This window comes from Caballeronia sp. ATUFL_M2_KS44 (assembly GCF_023630965.1).
Lineage (GTDB): Bacteria > Pseudomonadota > Gammaproteobacteria > Burkholderiales > Burkholderiaceae > Caballeronia > Caballeronia concitans.
This window is the reverse complement of record NZ_JALQEA010000006.1, coordinates 680,612-697,867: the sequence shown is the minus strand read 5'-3', so window position 1 is coordinate 697,867 and position 17,256 is coordinate 680,612. Positions and strand designations below refer to the sequence as shown.

Genomic DNA, 17,256 nt, shown 5'->3' with positions numbered 1-17,256 from the left:
ATTAATTGCAATTACTGAGGAAGTCCGCCCATCGAGACAGCGGTGCTGCTGCCCGGTGGCGTGCTCACGTTCACGTTGATGTTGAAGGGGCTTTGCGGGCCGCCGCCATAGGGAACGCGCTGCGTCGCGGCACGAACGAGGTCAAGCTGTCGCTGGTGTTGCCGCTCGTCATCGTCGCGGCTCTTCTTACCGAACGTACCCAGTGCCCTCTCCATGAAGGTGGCGGTGGACGCGCTCGGCGCATCAACCTTGGCCGTGGCAAACGTCACGCCCTCCTTCGTCTCCAGCTTCCGGAGGTAGTTGGGCGTTTCGTCACTGCTCGTGAATTCTTTGATGTGGTCGCGCCATTGGTCGCCGTACTTAGCGCGGGCTTTGTCGAGGCCGCCGAAACCATCGTAAGACGCTACCGCCGCATCCCAAGACCCATAATGCTTGTAGCGGTCGTGCAGTAGGCGGGCACCGCCCACGATGCTGCTACGCTCATCGAAACGGTTCACGCCGTAGAGTTTTGCCGTGGGTTCATCGAACTGCATGCTGCCCAAGTACTTGCCATCCTTGCCGATATGACGGCTGCCGCCGCCGCTCTCGATATCCCATACGCCACGCAGCAAGCCCTTGGGCATGCCGTATTGCTTTTCGAGGGCGGGGAACAGGGCTTCGCGTTCGGGATCGGCTTTGAAGTCGCTTTCCTTCGGGGTTTTGCCGCTGCTAGACGGCGCGTGCGGTTTGCCGCGCAGCGTGTCGCCAATCTCGCCAATCGACTTATCGAAGCCATCCAGCAAGCCCTTGCCCCAGTCAATTGCCTTGTCATCGAGGGCGTCACCGCCTTTGCCGATGGTCGGCAGTAGGGGATTGATCTTTTCTCCGAACTCTATGACCGGCTTGATGACGCCCCATAGACGATTGAAACCGTCTTCCACCTTCTTGGCGGCCTTTGCTACGCCGCCGCTGGCCTCAAATTGCGCGATGGCGTCCTTCACTGCCCCGGCGATCTTCACGAATTCGGGGGTGAGTTGCATCAGCGCCTTTTCGAACTCCGTCTCAACTGTCTTCCACGCGCTATCGAACTGCGCTTTGGCATCGGACGCTTGGTCTAGCGTCTTCTGGTCCTGCGCGAAGCGAGGCACGTCATCGACATAGCGGCGGTGCATGCCCTCGTAGTCTTGATGGCCGTAGCTACTCGCGAGGCGCAAGCCCTGCAAATCGAGGATTTTCGTTAAGCCGACTGCATCCGCGAACATCGCGCCCTTCTCGCGATAGGCGGTGCCGCCCTTCTCAAGAAACTCGGCGGCGAGGTCGGGCACTGACTTCGACTTGATCTCATCGGACGTGATGCCCGCCGCGAAAAAGGATTGCCACTGGCGGGGGTCGGCCTTCGCGTCAGCGATCTTGCCCAGCAAGCCTGAGTCACCGCCTGCGCGCTCGTACTCAGTGGCGAACGCTCCTTCCTCACCCGGCTGAAGACCAAGGGCGCGGGCGCTCTTGTTTTGATTCGCGAGGTCGCCAGCGGACTTTTCCACTCCGGCGAAGAGTCCCGCGAAGATGCCGCCAGCAACGCCAACGAGGCCGGGCAGCTTGCCTAAGCCGTTCAACGACAGAGACATTCTCGCCAAGCCTGAGAGGTGCTTGCCGCTCGATTCGATTTCCTTGCTGATTTCACGCCATGCCTTAGACGTGTCGCGACTATTGTGCGCGAACTTGGCGAGGAAACCGCTCTCGCCCATCGTGCGCGAATTGGAGGCGGCGGCGTTGAGGCGATTCGCCTCGTTCGCGGCTTTCTCAAACTCACTTTCAAGCTCCGCCACTTGGACGTTGGCCTTCTCCCATGCCTCAGGCAGAGAGGCGTTCTGCTGCCTGAATGCTTGGTATTTTTCGATGAAGGCGTTAAACGCGCTGTCATCGATTGGAATCTCGATGATGGCCTTCGTACCGCCGCCCGTGTTGTCGCTCATGGTCTGTTCTCAGTTGCTGCAATCAATTGCAATCACGCGATGCCGTGCGCGCGCAGGGTGTAACCGGGCCACGCGGAATGCCTCTGCGCGGTCGCCATTGTTTCGAGGTGCCGCTGGGCTGCCGCCTCGTTGCTCATGCAGTCATCGACGGTCCAGAAGTAGAGTTTCTGGCTAGGCTCAAAGGTGACGGCTACCTTCATGCCGTGCGTGCGGACGGCGGCCCCGCCGTGTTCGCGGGCTTCTTTCTTCATGGCTTCAACGGTGGTCATGGCGTCGGGATCTCATTGCAATCAATTGCAATCAATTGCCGCGAGGGCGTCGGCAATCGCTCGGTTACGGGCGGCGTTCATCATCGCCATGCCATCGGCTTCGGTAATGACGCGGGGCGATTGTCCGAATGCGGTGGCAACCCAAAGGTATTGATTGCCGACACGGACGCGCTTGCTTGCAGCGAAGCCGTTGGCCAGCACGCCAAAGCACGCGCGATGCGAATTCGTCTCTTGGTCTGGGTCGATATCGACGCATTGCACCTGCACTTGCGTGCCGCCTAGCTGAAATTGGTCACCGGTAACCGTGCGCGCCCGGCCTTCTACGGTGATGACGATGCTGTTGATGCGCGCCCGCCGTTTCACTTCCAGCACGTCGGGGAATTCGGCGTTGATGGCGTCGAGTACTTCGGGCGGCAGGCTGGGCGTCGTCATGGTGATTGCAATTGATTGCATCACTTAATGTTTGGTCGCGCGGGTGGCCAGCGCCATCTCTTCGCCTTCGAGGTCTTTGATTGCTTCGGTCAATTCGCCAAGAATCTGCACGAGGCCGATGAATTTCGCGCGGAACTCTGCGCGGTACGGCTCAGGCGCAATACCTGCCGCTTCCTCCAGTGCATGGGCGGCCTGTGCAATCAGAGTGAACGCGCCTCGTGCGACCGTAAGGTCACGGCCACCCATCTTGGTCTGAAGTTCGGCGGTCTGAACCAAAACCGCTGCCTTCTCCGTCAGGAATTGAAGTCGATTCATCATGCGTCTCGTCGTGTTGCTGCTTGTCGATAGCGGGCGCTATGTGCCCTGACGTTCTCGGGATGCTCACGCTTCCATGCTTCGATCTGCTCCCGACGCTTTGCCGCGTTGCGCGCGTACCATTGCCGATAAGCGGCATTCGCGCAGGTCTTACACTGTGCGGCGCGGCCATCGACACGGTCGCGGCTCATCGAGAACTCGTTAAGCGGCTTGGTGACTTTGCACTTGGGGCAGGTCTTCATCGCGTCCTCAGAAGATCGCAGGCGCTGCCTTGGGCTTGCCGTTCACAAAGATGGCCGACTCCGCAGGCGTCGCCTTGAACATGCCCATCCAAGAATCAATGCTGCCGACGTACTCCGTGATCTGACGGCCCGTGCGATCCTTCTTTGTGATCGCTGCCAACGTGTTGTTCCTGATCGGCTCCGTCATGGCCTCGCTAACGATGCGGTGCTCGAACCGATCTGCGCTGTCAACGGTGATCGTGCCGGTATTGAGTCGCTTGTACGTCTCGGTATGCGGGGCCAGCACTTGTAAAAGCTGGCGGCGGTAGGCTTCCGGCGACTGCCCCACTTGCGGACAGAAGGGACGTTCGCCCGTGACCTGCAAGGCGTCGTCAAGCCGTGCCCTGATCCGCTCGAATGGTTGGCGCTCCGCATAGGCAAGATCGGCGGGCCGCATTCCCGGTGCATCGTTGACCGTCAGGCCGTCGGCTACCGGCTGATAAAGTTGATCGCCGCTCATCGCATCACCTTGGGAACACTTGACGAGAAATTCTGCGGCCCCGCACACTCCTTATCGAGTTTCACCATTAGGCCCATCTTTGACTTGAACGCATCCATCCACATTCCGGGCTGGCCGTAGAACTCACGAATCCGGCGGCCCGTGTCATCGGTGATTTCAACCATGACCAAGCCATCGGCTTGCGTCGTGCCCTTGGGAGTGAGGCCACTGCGGCGGGCGGCCATTGCTTGCTCTACGGTGATCATGACTTGGCTCCCTTGGCTGCTTCCTCGCGGCGGTCCTGCAATGCGCCCGCGATGGTGTTGAGATGGCGGCGTAGCTGAAACGAGTAAAACTCGTGCATCACGCTGTATCCCGGCGTGTCGGCCTCATACGCTGCGGCTGCGGTGGCTAGTGCCACGTAGGCATCGCTCAACAGGTCCATCGTGGTCTTCGGTTCATTCATGGCTAACCTCTTGTGTTCGTGCATCGATGGCGGCCCGCACCGCGTCGGCGTACCGCTTGCTCAACATCGGGTCATCGCTGATCCAGTTGTAGAACGTCTGCTTACAGGGCATGGCGCGGTCTTCGCATATCTGCCCGAGGGCAAGGCCGCTTGCTACCTTTGCAATGATCGCGTCGGCAATCACTGGTGGGTATGTCTTTCGGCCCGCGTTACGATAGGTGCTCATGGCTTGTCGTTTCGTGAGGAGTCCAATCATTAGACTCCGTCACCGGGGTAGCTTGGAAGGGCTGCCCACAACTTTTTTTCGCAGTCCTCACCGGCAATTGCACTTGATTGCAATCTAGGGACAGACCATCTACCAGAAGCCCTACAACGCGTTGCCGCCCTTCCTGCTACTCGCCTATCAACTTCATGCCGCCAGCGTCTTGGCGGTGCTGCAATGCTGCGCGGCGCGGTCTTCTAAGAGGACGTCGAGAAAGCGCAGCAGGAAATAAATCTTGGGTTGTGCGGGCGGGCTCTTCGCGCCTTTGTCCGTGACCGCTATGGCCGTGAAGGTCTCCCATTCCTTCACCACGCTTTGGAAGAAGCTGCCTATGCTCTCTTCGCCCCGGCGCTTGACGCGAAAGACGATGCGCTCAAGTTGGCTGATCTCGGTGGGCGTCAGGTTACCGCGCAGGTGAGCGGGCAGCCCTTGAGGCTGGGTCAGGCTTTCCCATACGTGCCGTGCTTCCTGTACGCATTCTGTAAGGTTGCCGGGGTTTTTCACACTGCTGGTGGGGTTGGTTTTCGTTGTTTCGGTGGTTTTGGTGGTTTTGGTGGTTTTGGTGGTTTTGGTGGTTTTGGTTTTTTCCTTCCCCTGCTGGCTTTCCCCTATTTCCGATGTACCTACTCCCCCCGCGAGCTTGCTCGCTGTTTTGGAGTGTTTGAGTGTTTCGTACTTGTCTTCTTCCTGCTTGTATATAGCATCAGAGTTTTTGCTCTGATGGCTCATCAGAGTATTTGCTCTGATAGCTGAGAACGTTGGGCGGCCCTTGATGCTCGCCGCGCCTTCAGCGATCAGTAAGCGCACGCCTTGGCGTCTCACCCCTCGGCCCTTGTATTTCATCGTCTTCATCTCGATCAACCGAAGGTCCACAAGCTGCTCAAGCCGGTATTTCGCTTGCTCCTTACGGCAGTTAGTGATTTCACCCCACTCCTCGTAGGTGAAACATAGCCAATAACCGCCATCGTTGCGGTACTGATCGAGAAACGGCTTGCCGTCCGGCTTAGGTTGATACTTGAATACGATTTCCGCCAGCATCCGCGCGGTGCCCTCTTTCCCCTTGCAAAGAATGAGGTACTCGTCAGGAATGACGCTTACGCCCGCCTTGGTATCCAGCGTTTCGACCGGCTGCGATTGTTTCTTGGTGCGAAGGTCGGCGGCTGCGACCGAGTTGGAGACACCGGCGGAAAACATCGAACCGGTATTTACGGACGGTTTCACCGTCGATTTGAAGATAACGGCCACGACTAGCTACCTCACGTTTAAAACGTTGAAAAGGTGCCGTCACGCAACTACAATAGGGTTACGTAACGGCTACTCTGATAGGTGCGTTACTCAGTTCAACCCCGATCCGCTCGCAACGGACTCGGGGTTTTTGTTTTCAGGCCGCATCAATTCCGAGATACTGACGCAGCGCCATGCGCACGATATCTGCCTTCGTGCATCCCAGTTTCTCCGCCCGATCCGCCAGCGGCGCTCTGATTGCCTCGGGCAATAGGAAATTATCCTTGTGCATTGGCTGGCGTTTCTTCCGCTTGCTGCTCACGACCACTCTCACTTCCATATCGTTCTCCAGTCGGGTCTGATAATCCATACCCTGACGATACCTCTGTTTCAGAGTATCCGGGAAGGAGAGTTGCATAAATCGACTCACATTGACAAATCGTTCGTTGGCGTTAGTTTGACAATCGACTTGTTAGTATCAGTCCGATATCGTACATAATGCCCTTCCAGTATTTTTGAGACTGGCTCATACTGGTATCACGTGATGCCGCTCGGCATCACCGCCCTTATACCCACACCAATCATGCAACGAACCATTTTCAGCATTTCTAGCGAGCTATATGCACGCCTAAAGGCATTTGCCGATAAGTCCGGAATGCCAATGTCAGAGGCAATCCGACGCGCAGTCAGTGATTTTCTTGAGAAAAACGGGGGTTAAACGATGACTAGCCTTATTGAATCACTCAATCACGAAGTCAAAACGCGGGAAGAGTTTGACGCCATGGTCGTGACGCTTCAGGAGTTATCGAGTGCGGCGTATTGGGCGCACCTGAAACTCGGCACGATTCCTAGCTGCGATACACGCGATGACGCGATACGTGCCCTGCATAACTTCGAATGGGAACTAGGCGGCGTGATCCGCAAGTTTTGGGAAATGCAGTTGAAGCGCGATGCGCAAGGAGCGTCACTGTGAAAAATGCGGCTGCGGTGATCTTTATTTCGGTGCTGGCGGCCCTCGCTGGATATGTTCAGGCGCTGCCGTTGGTCCATTAGAGGAGGTTGAGATGAACTCGGAAACTCAGAAAACAGAAGTCGCCAGCACTGCCATGCCACCCGCCGCGCCGCCATCTGCAATTGCAATTAATTGCAATCGGTCGGTGCGCGAACTCCTGTGGTACGTCACGACGCGGCCCGCGCTTCCCGACGAAGACTATCCCCCGCTGCAATGGCTGTAAGCTGCAACGGATCGCCAAAGACGGGGACGATTAGGTAGAACAGCGTTTGCAGGGAGTTCGAATCCCCGTCGTAAGCACTCGATGTTGCGTGGTAACAACCGTGGTAACTTTTTTTACCACGGTAGCTGAAACCCTTTACTGGCTTGGGTTTGCGGGGGTTGCATGAATCTCACCGCCTCCGCCAGCTTCCTTCCCCTCCCCCTTCTTCCGTCCCGCCGCACGGCTTGCCGCACTCTCCGAGCGTGTTATTTCGGCCTGGCGATTCAATCGCCGCCATTCGACGCCGTTCCTCGCACGCGCATTCGCATGGGTTCATGAACGCGCGCACGCCGCTTCCATCTAACCCCGCTCATCGCCTTCACACGGAGACCTCCGCATGAAAACGCCAAGCGGCATCCTGACGATCCTCGTGGCGCTCGCTTTCGGCTGTGCCGCAGCATCCGCGCACGCCGACGCATTGCCCAACGCGCAATGGCGCGCCGCCGAAACGTCGATGTTCGATCTGATCCAGAACGGCTACGCCATCGTCGGCACGACGAGCGTCGCCGCGCGCACTTCCGGGCTGCCGGGCGACGTCTATATCCTGCAGAAGACGAACAGCGTGTACCGCTGCGCCGAAACGCGCGCGACGGAATCCGCAGCGGCGCGATCCCTCACGCCGCTGCGCTGCGCCGAACTCGTCAAGCCGTACCGCGACTGAGCGACGCGAACGCCGGCGTCAGTTGTCGTCCGTCCTGACGGGCGGACGTTCGTGCGGCGCGGGCTCTGCCTTGTCGGCATCGGGCGCGGCCTCGGCTTCGTTCGGGGATGGCGGCTGTTGTTCGGGCGAGGCGGCGGAAGCGGGATCATTGGCGGTCGACATGACATCCTCCCAAAAGGCGTGGAACGGCCCTTTCCTACCTTAGCACCGCACCGTCCGTGCGCTCAACCCACCGGCGCTTCGCCCTCGCCCGGCTGCTTGCCGGGATGATCGTGCGGCGCCTGCTTGCGGCCTTCATCGTCACGCTCCGGCAGCTTGCTCTTCTCGTTGTCGCTGTGCTCCGCCGGCTGTACGTCCTCCGGGCGATTCTGTTCGCGATTCAGTTCGCTATTCATGGCTTCCTCCGTTCTCGTTCGTTCATGTTCGATGTTCGATGTGTAAGAACGTCGTTAGCAAGTTATGCACCCGCCTCCGCGATCACGGTCTACTATTGAAGCATCGTTCCCTAGAAGCCCGGTTCCATGACGACTCTTTTCATACGACGGTCCGGCACCTTCCTGGCGTCGATCATCCTTCTCGCGACGACGGCCTGCACGTTCACACCGCCGCCGAGCGTCGTGAGGGCACGCGCCGCCGCGCCGTCGACGCCCGCGCCCAGCCCGACGCTCGACGATTACAAGTCGCGCATTGCGCAGCGCATCTTCGAACGCAATCCGTCGCTCGTGCTGCGCGGCACACCGCAAGCGATGCTCCGCTCGTTCGTCCTCGTCGCGTTCACCGTCGATCGCGGCGGACGGCTCGTGCAGTCGTCGGTGTATCGCACCAACGGCGACGACGAAGCCGAAGCCACCGCGCTCGCCTCGTTGCGCCGCGCCGCGCCGCTGCCCGCGCCGCCCGCGCGGCTTCTGAACGGCAGCGGGCAGATCGAACTCTTCGAAGGCTGGATGTTCAACGACAACGGCCAATTCCAGTTGCAGACGTCGCACTCGCCGCAAGCCACGAGCATCGATTAGCCGAGGTGCGTCCGAATGGCGCTCGCCGCGCCCCGTCGCTATAATTTTTGGCACCCCTGCCGGCTCCGCCCGGCGCACGCCTTCGCCGCGCGCTCACCCCGCGCGCCGTGCGAAGCGCCCAGGCGGCCACGCCGCCCTCGCCTCGCGCACACTCCCGCGCATCCCGAGGCACGTCATCCCGAGAAGCATAGAAGCATGACCAGCGCCATCGCTCATCGGCTGCCGATGCGCGCGGCGCTGCTCCACATAACAGCATCGCAAAGCACGACAGACGGAGACACCATGGCCTCACCCTCGCTTTCCGCCGCCAATCCCGGCGACAAAGCCCAAAGCACCTCGCGCGTGATCTTCGCAAGCTTCATCGGCACCGCGATCGAGTTCTACGACTTCTACGTGTACGCGACCGCCGCCGCACTCGTCATCGGCCCCGTGTTCTTTCCGCACGGATCGCCCGCCGCGCAGGCGCTCTCCGCATTCGTCACGTTCGGCATCGCGTTTCTCGCGCGGCCGGTCGGCTCGTTCCTGTTCGGGCATTTCGGCGATCGCGTCGGCCGCAAATCGACACTCGTCGCCTCGCTGCTCGTGATGGGCGTCTCCACGACGCTCATCGGCTTCGTGCCCGGCTACGATTCCATCGGCGGTCTCGCGCCCATCTTGTTGTGCGTGCTGCGCTTCGGGCAAGGCATCGGGCTCGGCGGGGAATGGGGCGGCGCGGCGCTGCTCGCGACCGAATACGCGCCGCAGGGCAAGCGCGGGCTCTTCGGGATGTTCCCGCAGCTCGGGCCGTCGGTCGGCTTCCTGGCGTCGAACGGCCTGTTCTTCGGCCTCGCGCTCGCGCTGTCCGACGAGCAATTCCGCAGCTGGGGCTGGCGCGTGCCGTTCATCGTGAGCGCGGTGCTGGTCGCGCTCGGACTCTACGTGCGCCTGAAAATCGCGGAAACGCCCGCGTTCCGCGCGGCGCTGGAACGCCACGAGCGCGTGCGCGTGCCCATCGCGGCGCTGCTCGGCCGCTATCTCGGACCGACGCTGCTCGGCGCGTTCGCGATGGTCGTCTGCTACACGCTGTTCTATATCTCGACGGTCTTTTCGCTGTCGTACGGCGTCGCGACGCTGCACTTCTCGCGCGAAAAATTCCTCGGCCTGTTGTGCCTCGCCGTCGTATTCATGGCGATCGCCACGCCGATCTCCGCCATCGCCAGCGACCGCTTCGGCCGCAAGCCCGTGCTGATCGTCGGCTGCATCGCGGCGATTCTTTCCGGCTTCGCGATGGCGCCGTTGCTCGGCAGCGGCAACACCGCTTACGTCGCGCTGTTCCTGATCATCGAACTGTTCCTGATGGGCGTCACGTTCGCCCCGATGGGCGCGCTCCTGCCCGAGCTTTTCCCGACGAACGTGCGCTACACGGGCGCGGGCGTCGCGTACAACCTGGGCGGGATTCTGGGCGCGTCGGTGGCGCCGTATATCGCGCAACTGCTCGCCAATCGCGGCGGGCTGGCGTGGGTCGGCGGATATGTGTCGGCGGCTGCGGCGGTGAGCCTTCTTGCGGTGATCGCGATGCGCGAGACACGCGATATCGCGCTCGACTGATCGCAGCGGATTTGCGCGATTCGCTCAGCGCTCGCGCCGCCGGTTGCCGGCGTGCGCGGGCACGGGGCGGCGCTCGATGACCGGCAGCCGCGGCGCCGGTTTGGACGATGCCGCGCGCGCCGCGTCCTTCGCCCGGGCCGCCTTCGCCTTGCGATCTGCCCAGAAGCGCGCGAGCGCGAGCAGCGCGCCGATGGCGATTGCATCGGCGGCGAGGCCCGCGAGCCAGTGCGACGGCGAGCGCCCGAGATTCTCGACGCCCATCGCGCGCAGGGCCGAATCCAGCACGAGCGACACGCACGTTCCCGCGATGAAGCACACGAGCCCCTGCTGCCCGACCGTCACGACGCCCGGCAGCTTGCGCGCGAGATCGCCGATCCAACCGGCGTAGACCGCCCGCGCGACGATCCACGCGACGGCGCCGAAGCTCACGATGCGCAGCGTCGCCAGGTTCTGCTTCATGTATCCCGGCGGCGCCTGCGTTTCGAGAAAGAGCTTGGCGAACGCGAACGTCAGCGCGAACGCGATTGCGGCACACGTGAGCCAGCGCGCGGTCCGGCTCGCGTGGAACGTGTCGCTGACCGGCTGCACGCGCGCGAGCACGCCTGTCACGAACATGAGCTGCCAGGCAAACGGATTGAACGACCACGCCTGCCCGTACGACGACGGCAGCGCGTGCGCGATCGGCGCGGCGGCGAGCCACAGGAGCAGGCTGCCGAACATCACGATGACGGGCTTGCGTTGCGCGAGCGGCGCGGCCATCGGCACGGCGAGCGCGAAGAGCGAGTACATCGGCAGCACGGACGACAGATACGGCTGCTGGCGGAACGTCGCGATATCGAATGTCAGGCCGAACGGACGCGCGAGCAACGCCGGCCATTCGGTGTATTGCAGCATCGGGGAATCGATCTTGAGGAGCATCAGAAGCGCGCCGCAGACGAGCATCAGCACCGCCGTCAGCAGATACGCGCGATAAATCTCCCAGCTTCGCTTGAAAAAGCGTCGGCGAGCGGCCGAATGGCTACGGCGAGTCGCGAGCGCCGTATAAGCCGCCGCCGACGCATAACCGCCAAGAAACACGAACACTTCCGCGGAATCGCAGAACGCGAACTGATGCAACGTGAAGTGCGACAGCACGCTTCCCGATATATGGTCCACCGCGATAATCAGCAGCACGATTCCTCGAAAGAAATCGACTTCGAGAGAACGTGTCGGCGGGGAAGTCATCGGGCGAATGCTCCACGGACTGCGGTCGGGCGCGCTTCTCGAAATCAGGCGGCGCGCATACGGGTTGGTATGCAGGCCGGTGAGAAGATTCCCTGAAATGCGTGCATGAAAAGTAACACCGGATCACCGTCCGCAAGCTGGCGGGAGCATGGCGTTTTTGTCGGTTTTCGGCGCGCTGCAGGCTGCTTATACTCGAAGGAATCAGGCGTTCAACGGAGATCGTCATGCGTGTGTATCTGCAAGCTTCGCATCTCGTCGCGATGATTGCCATCGCGCTGTCCGTCGCGCTGCTGCTCGCCATCCGGTTCCGGCCCGCGACATGGCGCGGCGTCGTGTGCGAAGCGATCATCGCCAACTTGAGCGCGATCGCCGCCGTCGTTGCTTTCGAAATACTTACCGCCTGAACGTCTTTGCAAAGCGACTTTCAGATCGATTGAACTTCCGCCGGAGCGCACAGTCGGAACGAGTAATGCCGCGCATGCCATGAACCACTCCGGCGCGCGCGGCGCTCTTCTCCTCTCCGCTCCTGCTTCATGGGAGCGTTTCCTGGGCGCCCGGCGAAAGCCTCGCGCCTGTTCTTTTTTGTGCCGCCGCTTTTCAACGAAAGAAGCGCCGCGTCGTTTTTGAGATGGCCGATATAATCGGCGCTTCCTGCAAAAGCGACGGCCACAGCATGCTCCGAGCGCTCCGCTCTCTTTCGACCATCACCACGCGCCGCACGCGCAGCCTCTGGCGGCGTTACGGCATCTTCTGGCTGGGCGCGATTCTCGTCGGTGTCGTCGCGGTGTATTACGCGCGGCTCATCGACTGGGGATACGGCCTCTTCATGCATCAGCGCGCGGCGCATCCGTGGCTGCCGCTCATCGTGACGCCGGCCGTCGCGGCGCTGTGCGTCTTTCTCACGCGACGCTTCTTTCGCGGATCGGAAGGCAGCGGCATTCCGCAGGTGATCGCGGTGCTGCATGGTCCGACGTCGGCGTCAGGCGGGCGGCTCCTCACGCTCAGGATTCTCGCGAGCAAGATCGCCGTCTCGTTCATCGCGATTCTCGGCGGCTTCACGATCGGCCGCGAAGGTCCGACCGTGCAGGTCGGCGCGGCGCTCATGTTCAACATGCGGCGCTTCTATCCGCGCTCGAATTCGCTAATCGAACGGCAGCTGGTGCTGGCGGGCGCGGCGGCGGGACTCTCGGCGGCGTTCAATACGCCGCTCGCGGGTATCGTGTTCGCCATCGAGGAGCTGACGCGCAGTTTTTCGACGCGCGCAAGCGGCGTGCTGATCACCGGGATCATCGTCGCGGGCATCGTCGCGCTGGGGCTGAACGGCAACTACACGTACTTCGGGACCATCGACGTCGGCGCGCATTTTCCGAAGCTGCTCGCGGTGGCGGTCGTCGTCACGGCGGTCGTCACGGGCATCGCGGGCGGGCTTTTCTGCTGGCTGCTGCTCAACACGGCGAAGTGGATTCCCGCGCCGCTGCGCGCGCTGCACACGTCGCAGCCGGTCGCGTTCGCGGCGCTGTGCGGGCTCATCATCGCGGCGGTCGGGTTCGTGTCGGGCGGCACGACCTTCGGCAGCGGCTACGCCGAAGCGCGCGGCCTGCTCGAAGGACGCGAGCAGCTGTCGGCGTTCTATCCGCTGCTCAAGATGGTGTCGATGATCGGCTCGTATCTGCCCGGCATCCCCGGCGGCATTTTCGCGCCGTCGCTGTCGATCGGCGCGGGCTTCGGCAACGTGCTCCACATGGTCTTCTCGGACATGCAATTGCCGATGCTCATCGCACTCGCGATGGTCGGCTACCTCGCCGCCGTGACGCAATCGCCGATCACGGCGTTCGTCATCGTGATGGAGATGATCAACGGGCACGCGCTCGTCATCTCGCTGATGGGCACGGCGCTCATTTCGAGCCGCGTGTCGCGCGTGTTCGCGCCGCCGCTGTACGAAGCGCTGGCGGTGCGCTACATGACGCCCGTGGCCGTGGCGCCCGAAGCGCCGTCGCCGGAAGTGCCGGACGACGAGGAAGAGGAGCGCATCGAAAAGCAGGCGTGAAAACCCGCGCAAACGATAGCGTGCAAAGGCAAAAAGCCAGGACCACGCGATCCTGGCTTTTTCATTCCGACGCCGCCGCACGAAGCGAACGACGCCATGCACTACGCGTGGCGTCTTGCGACTTACGCCTGCGGAATTTCGATCTTCACTTCCAGCACTTCGAGATCGTCCTGACGTTCGAGGCTCACTCGAATATCGTCGTCGGAAATCTTCACGTACTTCGAAATCACGGCAACGAGTTCCCGTTGTAACGCCGGCAGATAATCGGCGGCGGCTTTGCCACCCGCGCGCTCGTGCGCAATGATCAACTGCAAGCGTTCCTTCGCGACCGTAGCGGACTTCTTTTTCTCGCCCAGCAAAAACGAAAGAATCGACATTGCGTCCCCTTACTTGGTGCCGAAGATGCGTTGCAGCAGGCCAGGCTTCTGGTAGTCGGTGAAACGCAGCGCCTTTTCCTCGCCGAGGAAACGCGACACCACGTCCTTGTAGGATTCCGCGACATCGGTGCCGTCCAGATGCACGGCCGGCAAACCCTGGTTCGATGCGTGGAGCACCGCTTCGGATTCCGGAATCACGCCGATCAGGTCGATGCGCAGAATCTCCTGGATGTCGTTGAGCGACAGCATCTCGCCCTCGGACACGCGCTTCGGGTTGTAGCGCGTGATCAGCAGGTGCTCCTTGACGGGCTCCTTGCCTTCCATCGCGCGCTTCGTCTTCGATGCGAGGATGCCGAGAATGCGGTCCGAGTCCCGCACCGACGACACTTCCGGATTCGTCACGATGAGCGCTTCGTCGGCGAAGTGCATGGCCATGAGCGCGCCGGATTCGATGCCCGCGGGCGAATCGCAGACGATATATTCGAAGTCCATCTTGATCAGCTCGTCGATGACCTTCTCCACGCCTTCGAGCGTCAAAGCGTCCTTGTCACGCGTCTGAGACGCCGGAAGGATATAAAGGTTCTCGCACTTCTTGTCCTTGATGAGCGCCTGATGCAGGTTCGCTTCGCCCTGAATGACGTTGATCAGGTCGTACACCACACGGCGTTCGCAGCCCATGATGAGGTCGAGGTTGCGCAGACCGACGTCGAAGTCGATCACGGCCGTCTTGTGGCCGCGAATCGCGAGCGCCGATGCGAAGCTCGCGCTCGTGGTCGTCTTGCCGACGCCGCCCTTCCCCGAAGTCACCACAATGATTTTTGCCATACAAGTACCTTGTGTTCGTCAATAGGTCCGCTCGCGCGTGGCACATCGGCGCGCGCCAAACGCATCGGGCGCGCGGCTTCAGGTCAGCCGCAACGGTTCGATCATGAGTTTTTCTTCGTCCAGCCAGATCTGCACGGGCTTGCTTTGCACGTCGGCGGAAAGCGGGTTCTCGGTCGTCCGGTAGATTCCCGCGATCGAGATCAGTTCCGGCTCCAGACACGTGCAGAAGATTCGTGCGTCGAGATTGCCGTGGACGCCCGCGAGCGCGCGGCCGCGCAACGGCGCATACACGTGGATGTTGCCTTCCGCGATGACCTCGGCGCCATACGACACCAGCCCGAGCACGATGAGATCGCCCTTCGCGTACACCTGCTGCCCCGAGCGCAGCGGCCGGTCGATGATGGTCGCCGGCTGCGGCAGCGCGGGCGGCGGCTCTTTCGCGACGGCCGCTTCGATAACGGCGGCGGCTTCGGTGTTCGGCTTCGCTTCGTCGGCCGAAGGCTTCGGCGCGCCGCGGCGATCGCGTGCTTCGAGAATCGGCAGGCCGCCCGCGTTCGCCCATTGAATCGCCCACGCTTGCGAAGGCAGCGCCACGATGCCAACGGGACGCATGCGCACGCTCTTCAGGAGCGTCTCCAGCTCCGCAAGCGACACGCGCTCGCCTTCGCCGCCGTCCGTAGCGGCGAGACGCCGCACGTCGATGGCGACGACATCGTTAGCGAAGAATTCGGGAGTCGCTTCGAAGCGCCGCGTGAGTTCGGTGCGCAGGGCATCGAGGTCGGGAGTCTTGACGACGAAGAGAAGCGTGTCGACGGAGCCGCTGCGCAGTTCGAAGAAGGGCGTTTTGTTGAGCGACATAGGAACGGCCAAAAATTTTGCGTATTTTACAGGCGTACACGCTCGCGGCCATAGTTTTTAAGGCCGATTTTCTGGCGATGAAAGCATGAGTGCGCAGCGGGCGCGCGGAGAAAGTCTCAGACGTCGCGGTCCGGCTGCATGTGCCGCACGTAGAGCGATTCGGCTTCCTGCTCGTGCGACGGCATCGCACGGCGATCCCCCGTCGGGCCGAAGCCGAGACGCTCGTAGAAGCGCATGGCGTTGCGGTTTTCATCGGCGATCCATGCATGCACCTGCGATGCGCCCTGCTCCGCGAGCCACTGCGACGCGAAGTTCACGAGCAGCTCGCCGCCGCGCAGATGACGCACCGCGGGCGCGACCCATAACGCGCTGACGAATGCGCGCGCGCCGTCGGCTTCTTCGATATACGCATGCACGAGCCCGGCCGGATGACCTTCGGTGTACAGCAGAAACGTGGCGAGCCGGGGCGAATTCGCGTGCAGCGTGGCGGTGTCGTCGAACGAAGCGGGATCGACGAGCAGCGCGTCTTCCAGCGTTTCGCCGAATGCGTACGGCGCTTCGCGCAGCGATGCCGTGCGAAGCTCGCGCAAAACCGAACCTTGTTGCGCGCCGATGCGGCTGACGGTCAGTGAGGGACTCATGCGGGCGATTATCTCTCTGGCTTTCTGGCTCTGCTAAAGGCGCCTCGCGACGGCGCGGGCGCAGGCCCATTCGCGTAGCTTCATCCGAACGGGCGAACCCGTCAATTCCTAAATCCTGGAAAGTGCTTCACAGCGCACCCTTTCGTGGCTTTCTGTGGTTTTTCGCGACTTTCCAGGCTGCTGTGCCGCTCACGGTTGCGCATAGTCGCCCGTGCCGTCCGGCCAGGGCGTGAGCAGTTCGAAGCCGTCTTCGGTGACCGCGACCATGTGCTCCCACTGCGCGGACAGCGAGCGATCCTTGGTCGTGACCGTCCAGCCATCGCGCGATTGCTGCGTGGCCGCGCGGCCCGCGTTGATCATCGGCTCGATGGTGAAGACGAGGCCCGGCTTCAGGCGCAGGCCCGCGCCGCGCTGGCCGTAGTGCAGCACTTGCGGATCTTCGTGATACACCCGGCCGATGCCGTGCCCGCAGTACTCGCGCACCACCGAGAAGCCTTCGCGATGCGCGATCGATTGAATCGCAAAGCCGATATCGCCGAGCGTCGCGCCCGGACGCACCGCGCGGATGCCCGCGACCATCGCTTCGTAGGTGGTTTCGGTGAGACGACGCGCTTCCTTGCCCGGCGTGCCGGCGTAATACATGCGGCTCGTGTCGCCGAAGTAGCCGTCCTTGATGATCGCGACGTCGATGTTGATGATGTCGCCGTCCTTCAATTCTTTCGGACCCGGAATGCCGTGGCAGACCACGTGATTCACCGACGTGCAGACGGTCTTCGGAAAGCCCATGTAGCCGACGTTCGCCGGAACGGCCTTCAGTTCATCGACGATGAAGCGATTGCAGATGGCGTCGAGTTCGTCGGTGGTGACGCCGGGGCGCACGTGTTCGCCGATCATCGCGAGGACTTCGGCGGCCATGCGGCCTGAGATGCGCAATTTCTCGATGTCGGCGGGAGTCTTGAGGGTGATGGCCATTGAGCGATGCGGATGGATTCGGGCCGCCTCGACGCGGGCGTCGGGCCGCCGTCGGCGAGTGCCGGACGTGCGCCGCGCGCGAGGACCGCGCACGAGGACAATTGGGCCGATGATAGCATTGCCGCTCTTCCCGCCGG

Annotated in this window: 27 protein-coding genes; 8 read left to right on the top strand and 19 right to left on the bottom strand. The window is 61.9% G+C overall.

The window, feature by feature from the left end:
• Nucleotides 1-11 precede the first annotated feature (11 nt).
• The 11 genes from NCR39_RS03295 to NCR39_RS03245 all read right to left on the bottom strand — a co-directional run bounded on the left by NCR39_RS03295 (nucleotide 12) and on the right by NCR39_RS03245 (nucleotide 6,058).
• Nucleotides 12-1,952 (bottom strand): transglycosylase SLT domain-containing protein, encoded by a 1,941-nt coding sequence (locus NCR39_RS03295; RefSeq protein WP_250450687.1) that lies wholly within the window; start codon nucleotides 1,950-1,952, stop codon nucleotides 12-14.
• Nucleotides 1,953-1,984: 32 nt separating this feature from the next.
• Nucleotides 1,985-2,221 carry a hypothetical protein gene (locus tag NCR39_RS03290; RefSeq protein WP_250450686.1) on the bottom strand — a complete coding sequence of 79 codons (237 nt, stop codon included), beginning with the start codon at nucleotides 2,219-2,221 and terminating at the stop codon, nucleotides 1,985-1,987.
• Between the two features lie 21 nt (nucleotides 2,222-2,242).
• Nucleotides 2,243-2,653: a hypothetical protein gene (locus NCR39_RS03285; protein ID WP_250450685.1), complete on the bottom strand. Its 411-nt coding sequence runs from the start codon at nucleotides 2,651-2,653 to the stop codon at nucleotides 2,243-2,245.
• A gap of 24 nt (nucleotides 2,654-2,677) precedes the next feature.
• Entirely contained in the window at nucleotides 2,678-2,971 is a 294-nt protein-coding gene (locus NCR39_RS03280) for a hypothetical protein (RefSeq protein ID WP_250450684.1), read from the bottom strand.
• A complete protein-coding gene (locus tag NCR39_RS03275; RefSeq protein WP_250450683.1) occupies nucleotides 2,968-3,210 on the bottom strand; it encodes a hypothetical protein in 243 nt (80 codons plus the stop codon). Before NCR39_RS03275 ends, NCR39_RS03280 begins: the two co-directional genes overlap by 4 nt.
• Nucleotides 3,211-3,217: 7 nt before the next feature.
• A complete protein-coding gene (locus NCR39_RS03270; protein WP_250450682.1) occupies nucleotides 3,218-3,709 on the bottom strand; it encodes a hypothetical protein in 492 nt (163 codons plus the stop codon).
• Nucleotides 3,706-3,954 (bottom strand): hypothetical protein, encoded by a 249-nt coding sequence (locus NCR39_RS03265; RefSeq protein ID WP_250450681.1) that lies wholly within the window; start codon nucleotides 3,952-3,954, stop codon nucleotides 3,706-3,708. The genes NCR39_RS03270 and NCR39_RS03265 overlap by 4 nt, the downstream gene beginning before the upstream one ends.
• Nucleotides 3,951-4,154, bottom strand: a complete 204-nt coding sequence (locus NCR39_RS03260) for a hypothetical protein (protein ID WP_250450680.1) — start codon at nucleotides 4,152-4,154, stop codon at nucleotides 3,951-3,953. The genes NCR39_RS03265 and NCR39_RS03260 overlap by 4 nt, the downstream gene beginning before the upstream one ends.
• The gene (locus tag NCR39_RS03255) at nucleotides 4,147-4,380 is read right to left on the bottom strand and encodes a terminase small subunit-like protein (protein ID WP_250450678.1); all 234 of its coding nucleotides are present in this window, start codon (nucleotides 4,378-4,380) and stop codon (nucleotides 4,147-4,149) included. The genes NCR39_RS03260 and NCR39_RS03255 overlap by 8 nt, the downstream gene beginning before the upstream one ends.
• 183 nt (nucleotides 4,381-4,563) lie before the next feature.
• Nucleotides 4,564-5,661, bottom strand: coding sequence for a hypothetical protein (locus tag NCR39_RS03250; protein ID WP_250450677.1), 1,098 nt, complete (start codon nucleotides 5,659-5,661; stop codon nucleotides 4,564-4,566).
• 136 nt (nucleotides 5,662-5,797) lie between these two features.
• Nucleotides 5,798-6,058, bottom strand: coding sequence for a hypothetical protein (locus NCR39_RS03245; RefSeq protein WP_250450675.1), 261 nt, complete (start codon nucleotides 6,056-6,058; stop codon nucleotides 5,798-5,800).
• Nucleotides 6,059-6,184: 126 nt separating this feature from the next.
• On the opposite strand from NCR39_RS03245, the gene NCR39_RS29740 reads away from it, so the two are divergent.
• The 4 genes from NCR39_RS29740 to NCR39_RS03230 all read left to right on the top strand — a co-directional run bounded on the left by NCR39_RS29740 (nucleotide 6,185) and on the right by NCR39_RS03230 (nucleotide 7,575).
• Entirely contained in the window at nucleotides 6,185-6,358 is a 174-nt protein-coding gene (locus NCR39_RS29740; RefSeq protein WP_350029649.1) for a ribbon-helix-helix protein, CopG family, read from the top strand.
• A 3-nt stretch (nucleotides 6,359-6,361) separates the two neighbouring features.
• Complete coding sequence (locus NCR39_RS03240) at nucleotides 6,362-6,613, top strand: hypothetical protein (protein ID WP_250450673.1); 252 nt, start codon at nucleotides 6,362-6,364, stop codon at nucleotides 6,611-6,613.
• Nucleotides 6,614-6,704: 91 nt separating this feature from the next.
• A complete protein-coding gene (locus NCR39_RS03235; protein WP_250450671.1) occupies nucleotides 6,705-6,875 on the top strand; it encodes a hypothetical protein in 171 nt (56 codons plus the stop codon).
• A 376-nt stretch (nucleotides 6,876-7,251) separates the two neighbouring features.
• On the top strand, nucleotides 7,252-7,575 hold the full coding sequence (locus NCR39_RS03230; protein WP_250450668.1) for a hypothetical protein: 324 nt from the start codon (nucleotides 7,252-7,254) through the stop codon (nucleotides 7,573-7,575).
• Nucleotides 7,576-7,593: 18 nt separating this feature from the next.
• Here NCR39_RS03230 and NCR39_RS03225 read toward each other — a convergent pair whose 3' ends face one another.
• Both NCR39_RS03225 and NCR39_RS03220 read right to left on the bottom strand, forming a co-directional pair.
• Nucleotides 7,594-7,737: a hypothetical protein gene (locus tag NCR39_RS03225; RefSeq protein ID WP_250450666.1), complete on the bottom strand. Its 144-nt coding sequence runs from the start codon at nucleotides 7,735-7,737 to the stop codon at nucleotides 7,594-7,596.
• Nucleotides 7,738-7,799: 62 nt separating this feature from the next.
• Nucleotides 7,800-7,970 (bottom strand): hypothetical protein, encoded by a 171-nt coding sequence (locus NCR39_RS03220; RefSeq protein WP_250450664.1) that lies wholly within the window; start codon nucleotides 7,968-7,970, stop codon nucleotides 7,800-7,802.
• Between the two features lie 126 nt (nucleotides 7,971-8,096).
• On the opposite strand from NCR39_RS03220, the gene NCR39_RS03215 reads away from it, so the two are divergent.
• Nucleotides 8,097-8,588, top strand: coding sequence for a TonB family protein (locus tag NCR39_RS03215; protein ID WP_250450662.1), 492 nt, complete (start codon nucleotides 8,097-8,099; stop codon nucleotides 8,586-8,588).
• Nucleotides 8,589-8,870: 282 nt separating this feature from the next.
• Complete coding sequence (locus tag NCR39_RS03210; protein WP_250450659.1) at nucleotides 8,871-10,175, top strand: MFS transporter; 1,305 nt, start codon at nucleotides 8,871-8,873, stop codon at nucleotides 10,173-10,175.
• Nucleotides 10,176-10,199: 24 nt separating this feature from the next.
• Here the strand turns inward: NCR39_RS03210 and NCR39_RS03205 are convergent, their stop codons facing one another.
• Nucleotides 10,200-11,399, bottom strand: a complete 1,200-nt coding sequence (locus NCR39_RS03205; RefSeq protein WP_250450657.1) for an OpgC domain-containing protein — start codon at nucleotides 11,397-11,399, stop codon at nucleotides 10,200-10,202.
• A 224-nt stretch (nucleotides 11,400-11,623) separates the two neighbouring features.
• Between NCR39_RS03205 and NCR39_RS03200 the strand changes: the two genes are divergently transcribed.
• On the top strand, nucleotides 11,624-11,803 hold the full coding sequence (locus tag NCR39_RS03200; RefSeq protein WP_250450656.1) for a hypothetical protein: 180 nt from the start codon (nucleotides 11,624-11,626) through the stop codon (nucleotides 11,801-11,803).
• A 269-nt stretch (nucleotides 11,804-12,072) separates the two neighbouring features.
• A complete protein-coding gene (locus NCR39_RS03195; RefSeq protein WP_250450655.1) occupies nucleotides 12,073-13,446 on the top strand; it encodes a chloride channel protein in 1,374 nt (457 codons plus the stop codon).
• A 122-nt stretch (nucleotides 13,447-13,568) separates the two neighbouring features.
• Here NCR39_RS03195 and minE read toward each other — a convergent pair whose 3' ends face one another.
• The 5 genes from minE to map all read right to left on the bottom strand — a co-directional run bounded on the left by minE (nucleotide 13,569) and on the right by map (nucleotide 17,119).
• A complete protein-coding gene (gene minE, locus NCR39_RS03190; protein ID WP_008350955.1) occupies nucleotides 13,569-13,823 on the bottom strand; it encodes a cell division topological specificity factor MinE in 255 nt (84 codons plus the stop codon).
• A 9-nt stretch (nucleotides 13,824-13,832) separates the two neighbouring features.
• Nucleotides 13,833-14,648, bottom strand: coding sequence for a septum site-determining protein MinD (gene minD, locus NCR39_RS03185; protein ID WP_250450654.1), 816 nt, complete (start codon nucleotides 14,646-14,648; stop codon nucleotides 13,833-13,835).
• Between the two features lie 78 nt (nucleotides 14,649-14,726).
• On the bottom strand, nucleotides 14,727-15,506 hold the full coding sequence (gene minC / locus NCR39_RS03180; protein WP_250450653.1) for a septum site-determining protein MinC: 780 nt from the start codon (nucleotides 15,504-15,506) through the stop codon (nucleotides 14,727-14,729).
• Nucleotides 15,507-15,622: 116 nt separating this feature from the next.
• Nucleotides 15,623-16,147: a GNAT family N-acetyltransferase gene (locus NCR39_RS03175; protein ID WP_040051816.1), complete on the bottom strand. Its 525-nt coding sequence runs from the start codon at nucleotides 16,145-16,147 to the stop codon at nucleotides 15,623-15,625.
• A gap of 189 nt (nucleotides 16,148-16,336) precedes the next feature.
• The gene (gene map / locus NCR39_RS03170; protein WP_040051815.1) at nucleotides 16,337-17,119 is read right to left on the bottom strand and encodes a type I methionyl aminopeptidase; all 783 of its coding nucleotides are present in this window, start codon (nucleotides 17,117-17,119) and stop codon (nucleotides 16,337-16,339) included.
• Nucleotides 17,120-17,256: the final 137 nt, after the last annotated feature.

Excerpts from the sequence above, each read along its gene's own strand:
- NCR39_RS03240 (WP_250450673.1), top strand. The coding sequence starts at position 6,362 with ATGACTAGCCTTATTGAATCACTCAATCACGAAGTCAAAACGCGGGAA.
- minD (WP_250450654.1), bottom strand. The coding sequence starts at position 14,648 with ATGGCAAAAATCATTGTGGTGACTTCGGGGAAGGGCGGCGTCGGCAAG.
- NCR39_RS03235 (WP_250450671.1), top strand. The coding sequence starts at position 6,705 with ATGAACTCGGAAACTCAGAAAACAGAAGTCGCCAGCACTGCCATGCCA.
- NCR39_RS03265 (WP_250450681.1), bottom strand. The coding sequence starts at position 3,954 with ATGATCACCGTAGAGCAAGCAATGGCCGCCCGCCGCAGTGGCCTCACT.
- map (WP_040051815.1), bottom strand. The coding sequence starts at position 17,119 with ATGGCCATCACCCTCAAGACTCCCGCCGACATCGAGAAATTGCGCATC.
- minC (WP_250450653.1), bottom strand. The coding sequence starts at position 15,506 with ATGTCGCTCAACAAAACGCCCTTCTTCGAACTGCGCAGCGGCTCCGTC.
- NCR39_RS03225 (WP_250450666.1), bottom strand. The coding sequence starts at position 7,737 with ATGTCGACCGCCAATGATCCCGCTTCCGCCGCCTCGCCCGAACAACAG.
- NCR39_RS03175 (WP_040051816.1), bottom strand. The coding sequence starts at position 16,147 with ATGAGTCCCTCACTGACCGTCAGCCGCATCGGCGCGCAACAAGGTTCG.
- NCR39_RS03285 (WP_250450685.1), bottom strand. The coding sequence starts at position 2,653 with ATGACGACGCCCAGCCTGCCGCCCGAAGTACTCGACGCCATCAACGCC.
- NCR39_RS03275 (WP_250450683.1), bottom strand. The coding sequence starts at position 3,210 with ATGAAGACCTGCCCCAAGTGCAAAGTCACCAAGCCGCTTAACGAGTTC.
- NCR39_RS03200 (WP_250450656.1), top strand. The coding sequence starts at position 11,624 with ATGCGTGTGTATCTGCAAGCTTCGCATCTCGTCGCGATGATTGCCATC.
- NCR39_RS03215 (WP_250450662.1), top strand. The coding sequence starts at position 8,097 with ATGACGACTCTTTTCATACGACGGTCCGGCACCTTCCTGGCGTCGATC.
- NCR39_RS03280 (WP_250450684.1), bottom strand. The coding sequence starts at position 2,971 with ATGATGAATCGACTTCAATTCCTGACGGAGAAGGCAGCGGTTTTGGTT.
- NCR39_RS03210 (WP_250450659.1), top strand. The coding sequence starts at position 8,871 with ATGGCCTCACCCTCGCTTTCCGCCGCCAATCCCGGCGACAAAGCCCAA.
- NCR39_RS03220 (WP_250450664.1), bottom strand. The coding sequence starts at position 7,970 with ATGAATAGCGAACTGAATCGCGAACAGAATCGCCCGGAGGACGTACAG.
- NCR39_RS03195 (WP_250450655.1), top strand. The coding sequence starts at position 12,073 with ATGCTCCGAGCGCTCCGCTCTCTTTCGACCATCACCACGCGCCGCACG.
- NCR39_RS03245 (WP_250450675.1), bottom strand. The coding sequence starts at position 6,058 with ATGCAACTCTCCTTCCCGGATACTCTGAAACAGAGGTATCGTCAGGGT.
- NCR39_RS03290 (WP_250450686.1), bottom strand. The coding sequence starts at position 2,221 with ATGACCACCGTTGAAGCCATGAAGAAAGAAGCCCGCGAACACGGCGGG.
- NCR39_RS03270 (WP_250450682.1), bottom strand. The coding sequence starts at position 3,709 with ATGAGCGGCGATCAACTTTATCAGCCGGTAGCCGACGGCCTGACGGTC.
- NCR39_RS03260 (WP_250450680.1), bottom strand. The coding sequence starts at position 4,154 with ATGAATGAACCGAAGACCACGATGGACCTGTTGAGCGATGCCTACGTG.
- minE (WP_008350955.1), bottom strand. The coding sequence starts at position 13,823 with ATGTCGATTCTTTCGTTTTTGCTGGGCGAGAAAAAGAAGTCCGCTACG.
- NCR39_RS29740 (WP_350029649.1), top strand. The coding sequence starts at position 6,185 with ATGCCGCTCGGCATCACCGCCCTTATACCCACACCAATCATGCAACGA.
- NCR39_RS03230 (WP_250450668.1), top strand. The coding sequence starts at position 7,252 with ATGAAAACGCCAAGCGGCATCCTGACGATCCTCGTGGCGCTCGCTTTC.
- NCR39_RS03205 (WP_250450657.1), bottom strand. The coding sequence starts at position 11,399 with ATGACTTCCCCGCCGACACGTTCTCTCGAAGTCGATTTCTTTCGAGGA.
- NCR39_RS03295 (WP_250450687.1), bottom strand. The coding sequence starts at position 1,952 with ATGAGCGACAACACGGGCGGCGGTACGAAGGCCATCATCGAGATTCCA.
- NCR39_RS03255 (WP_250450678.1), bottom strand. The coding sequence starts at position 4,380 with ATGAGCACCTATCGTAACGCGGGCCGAAAGACATACCCACCAGTGATT.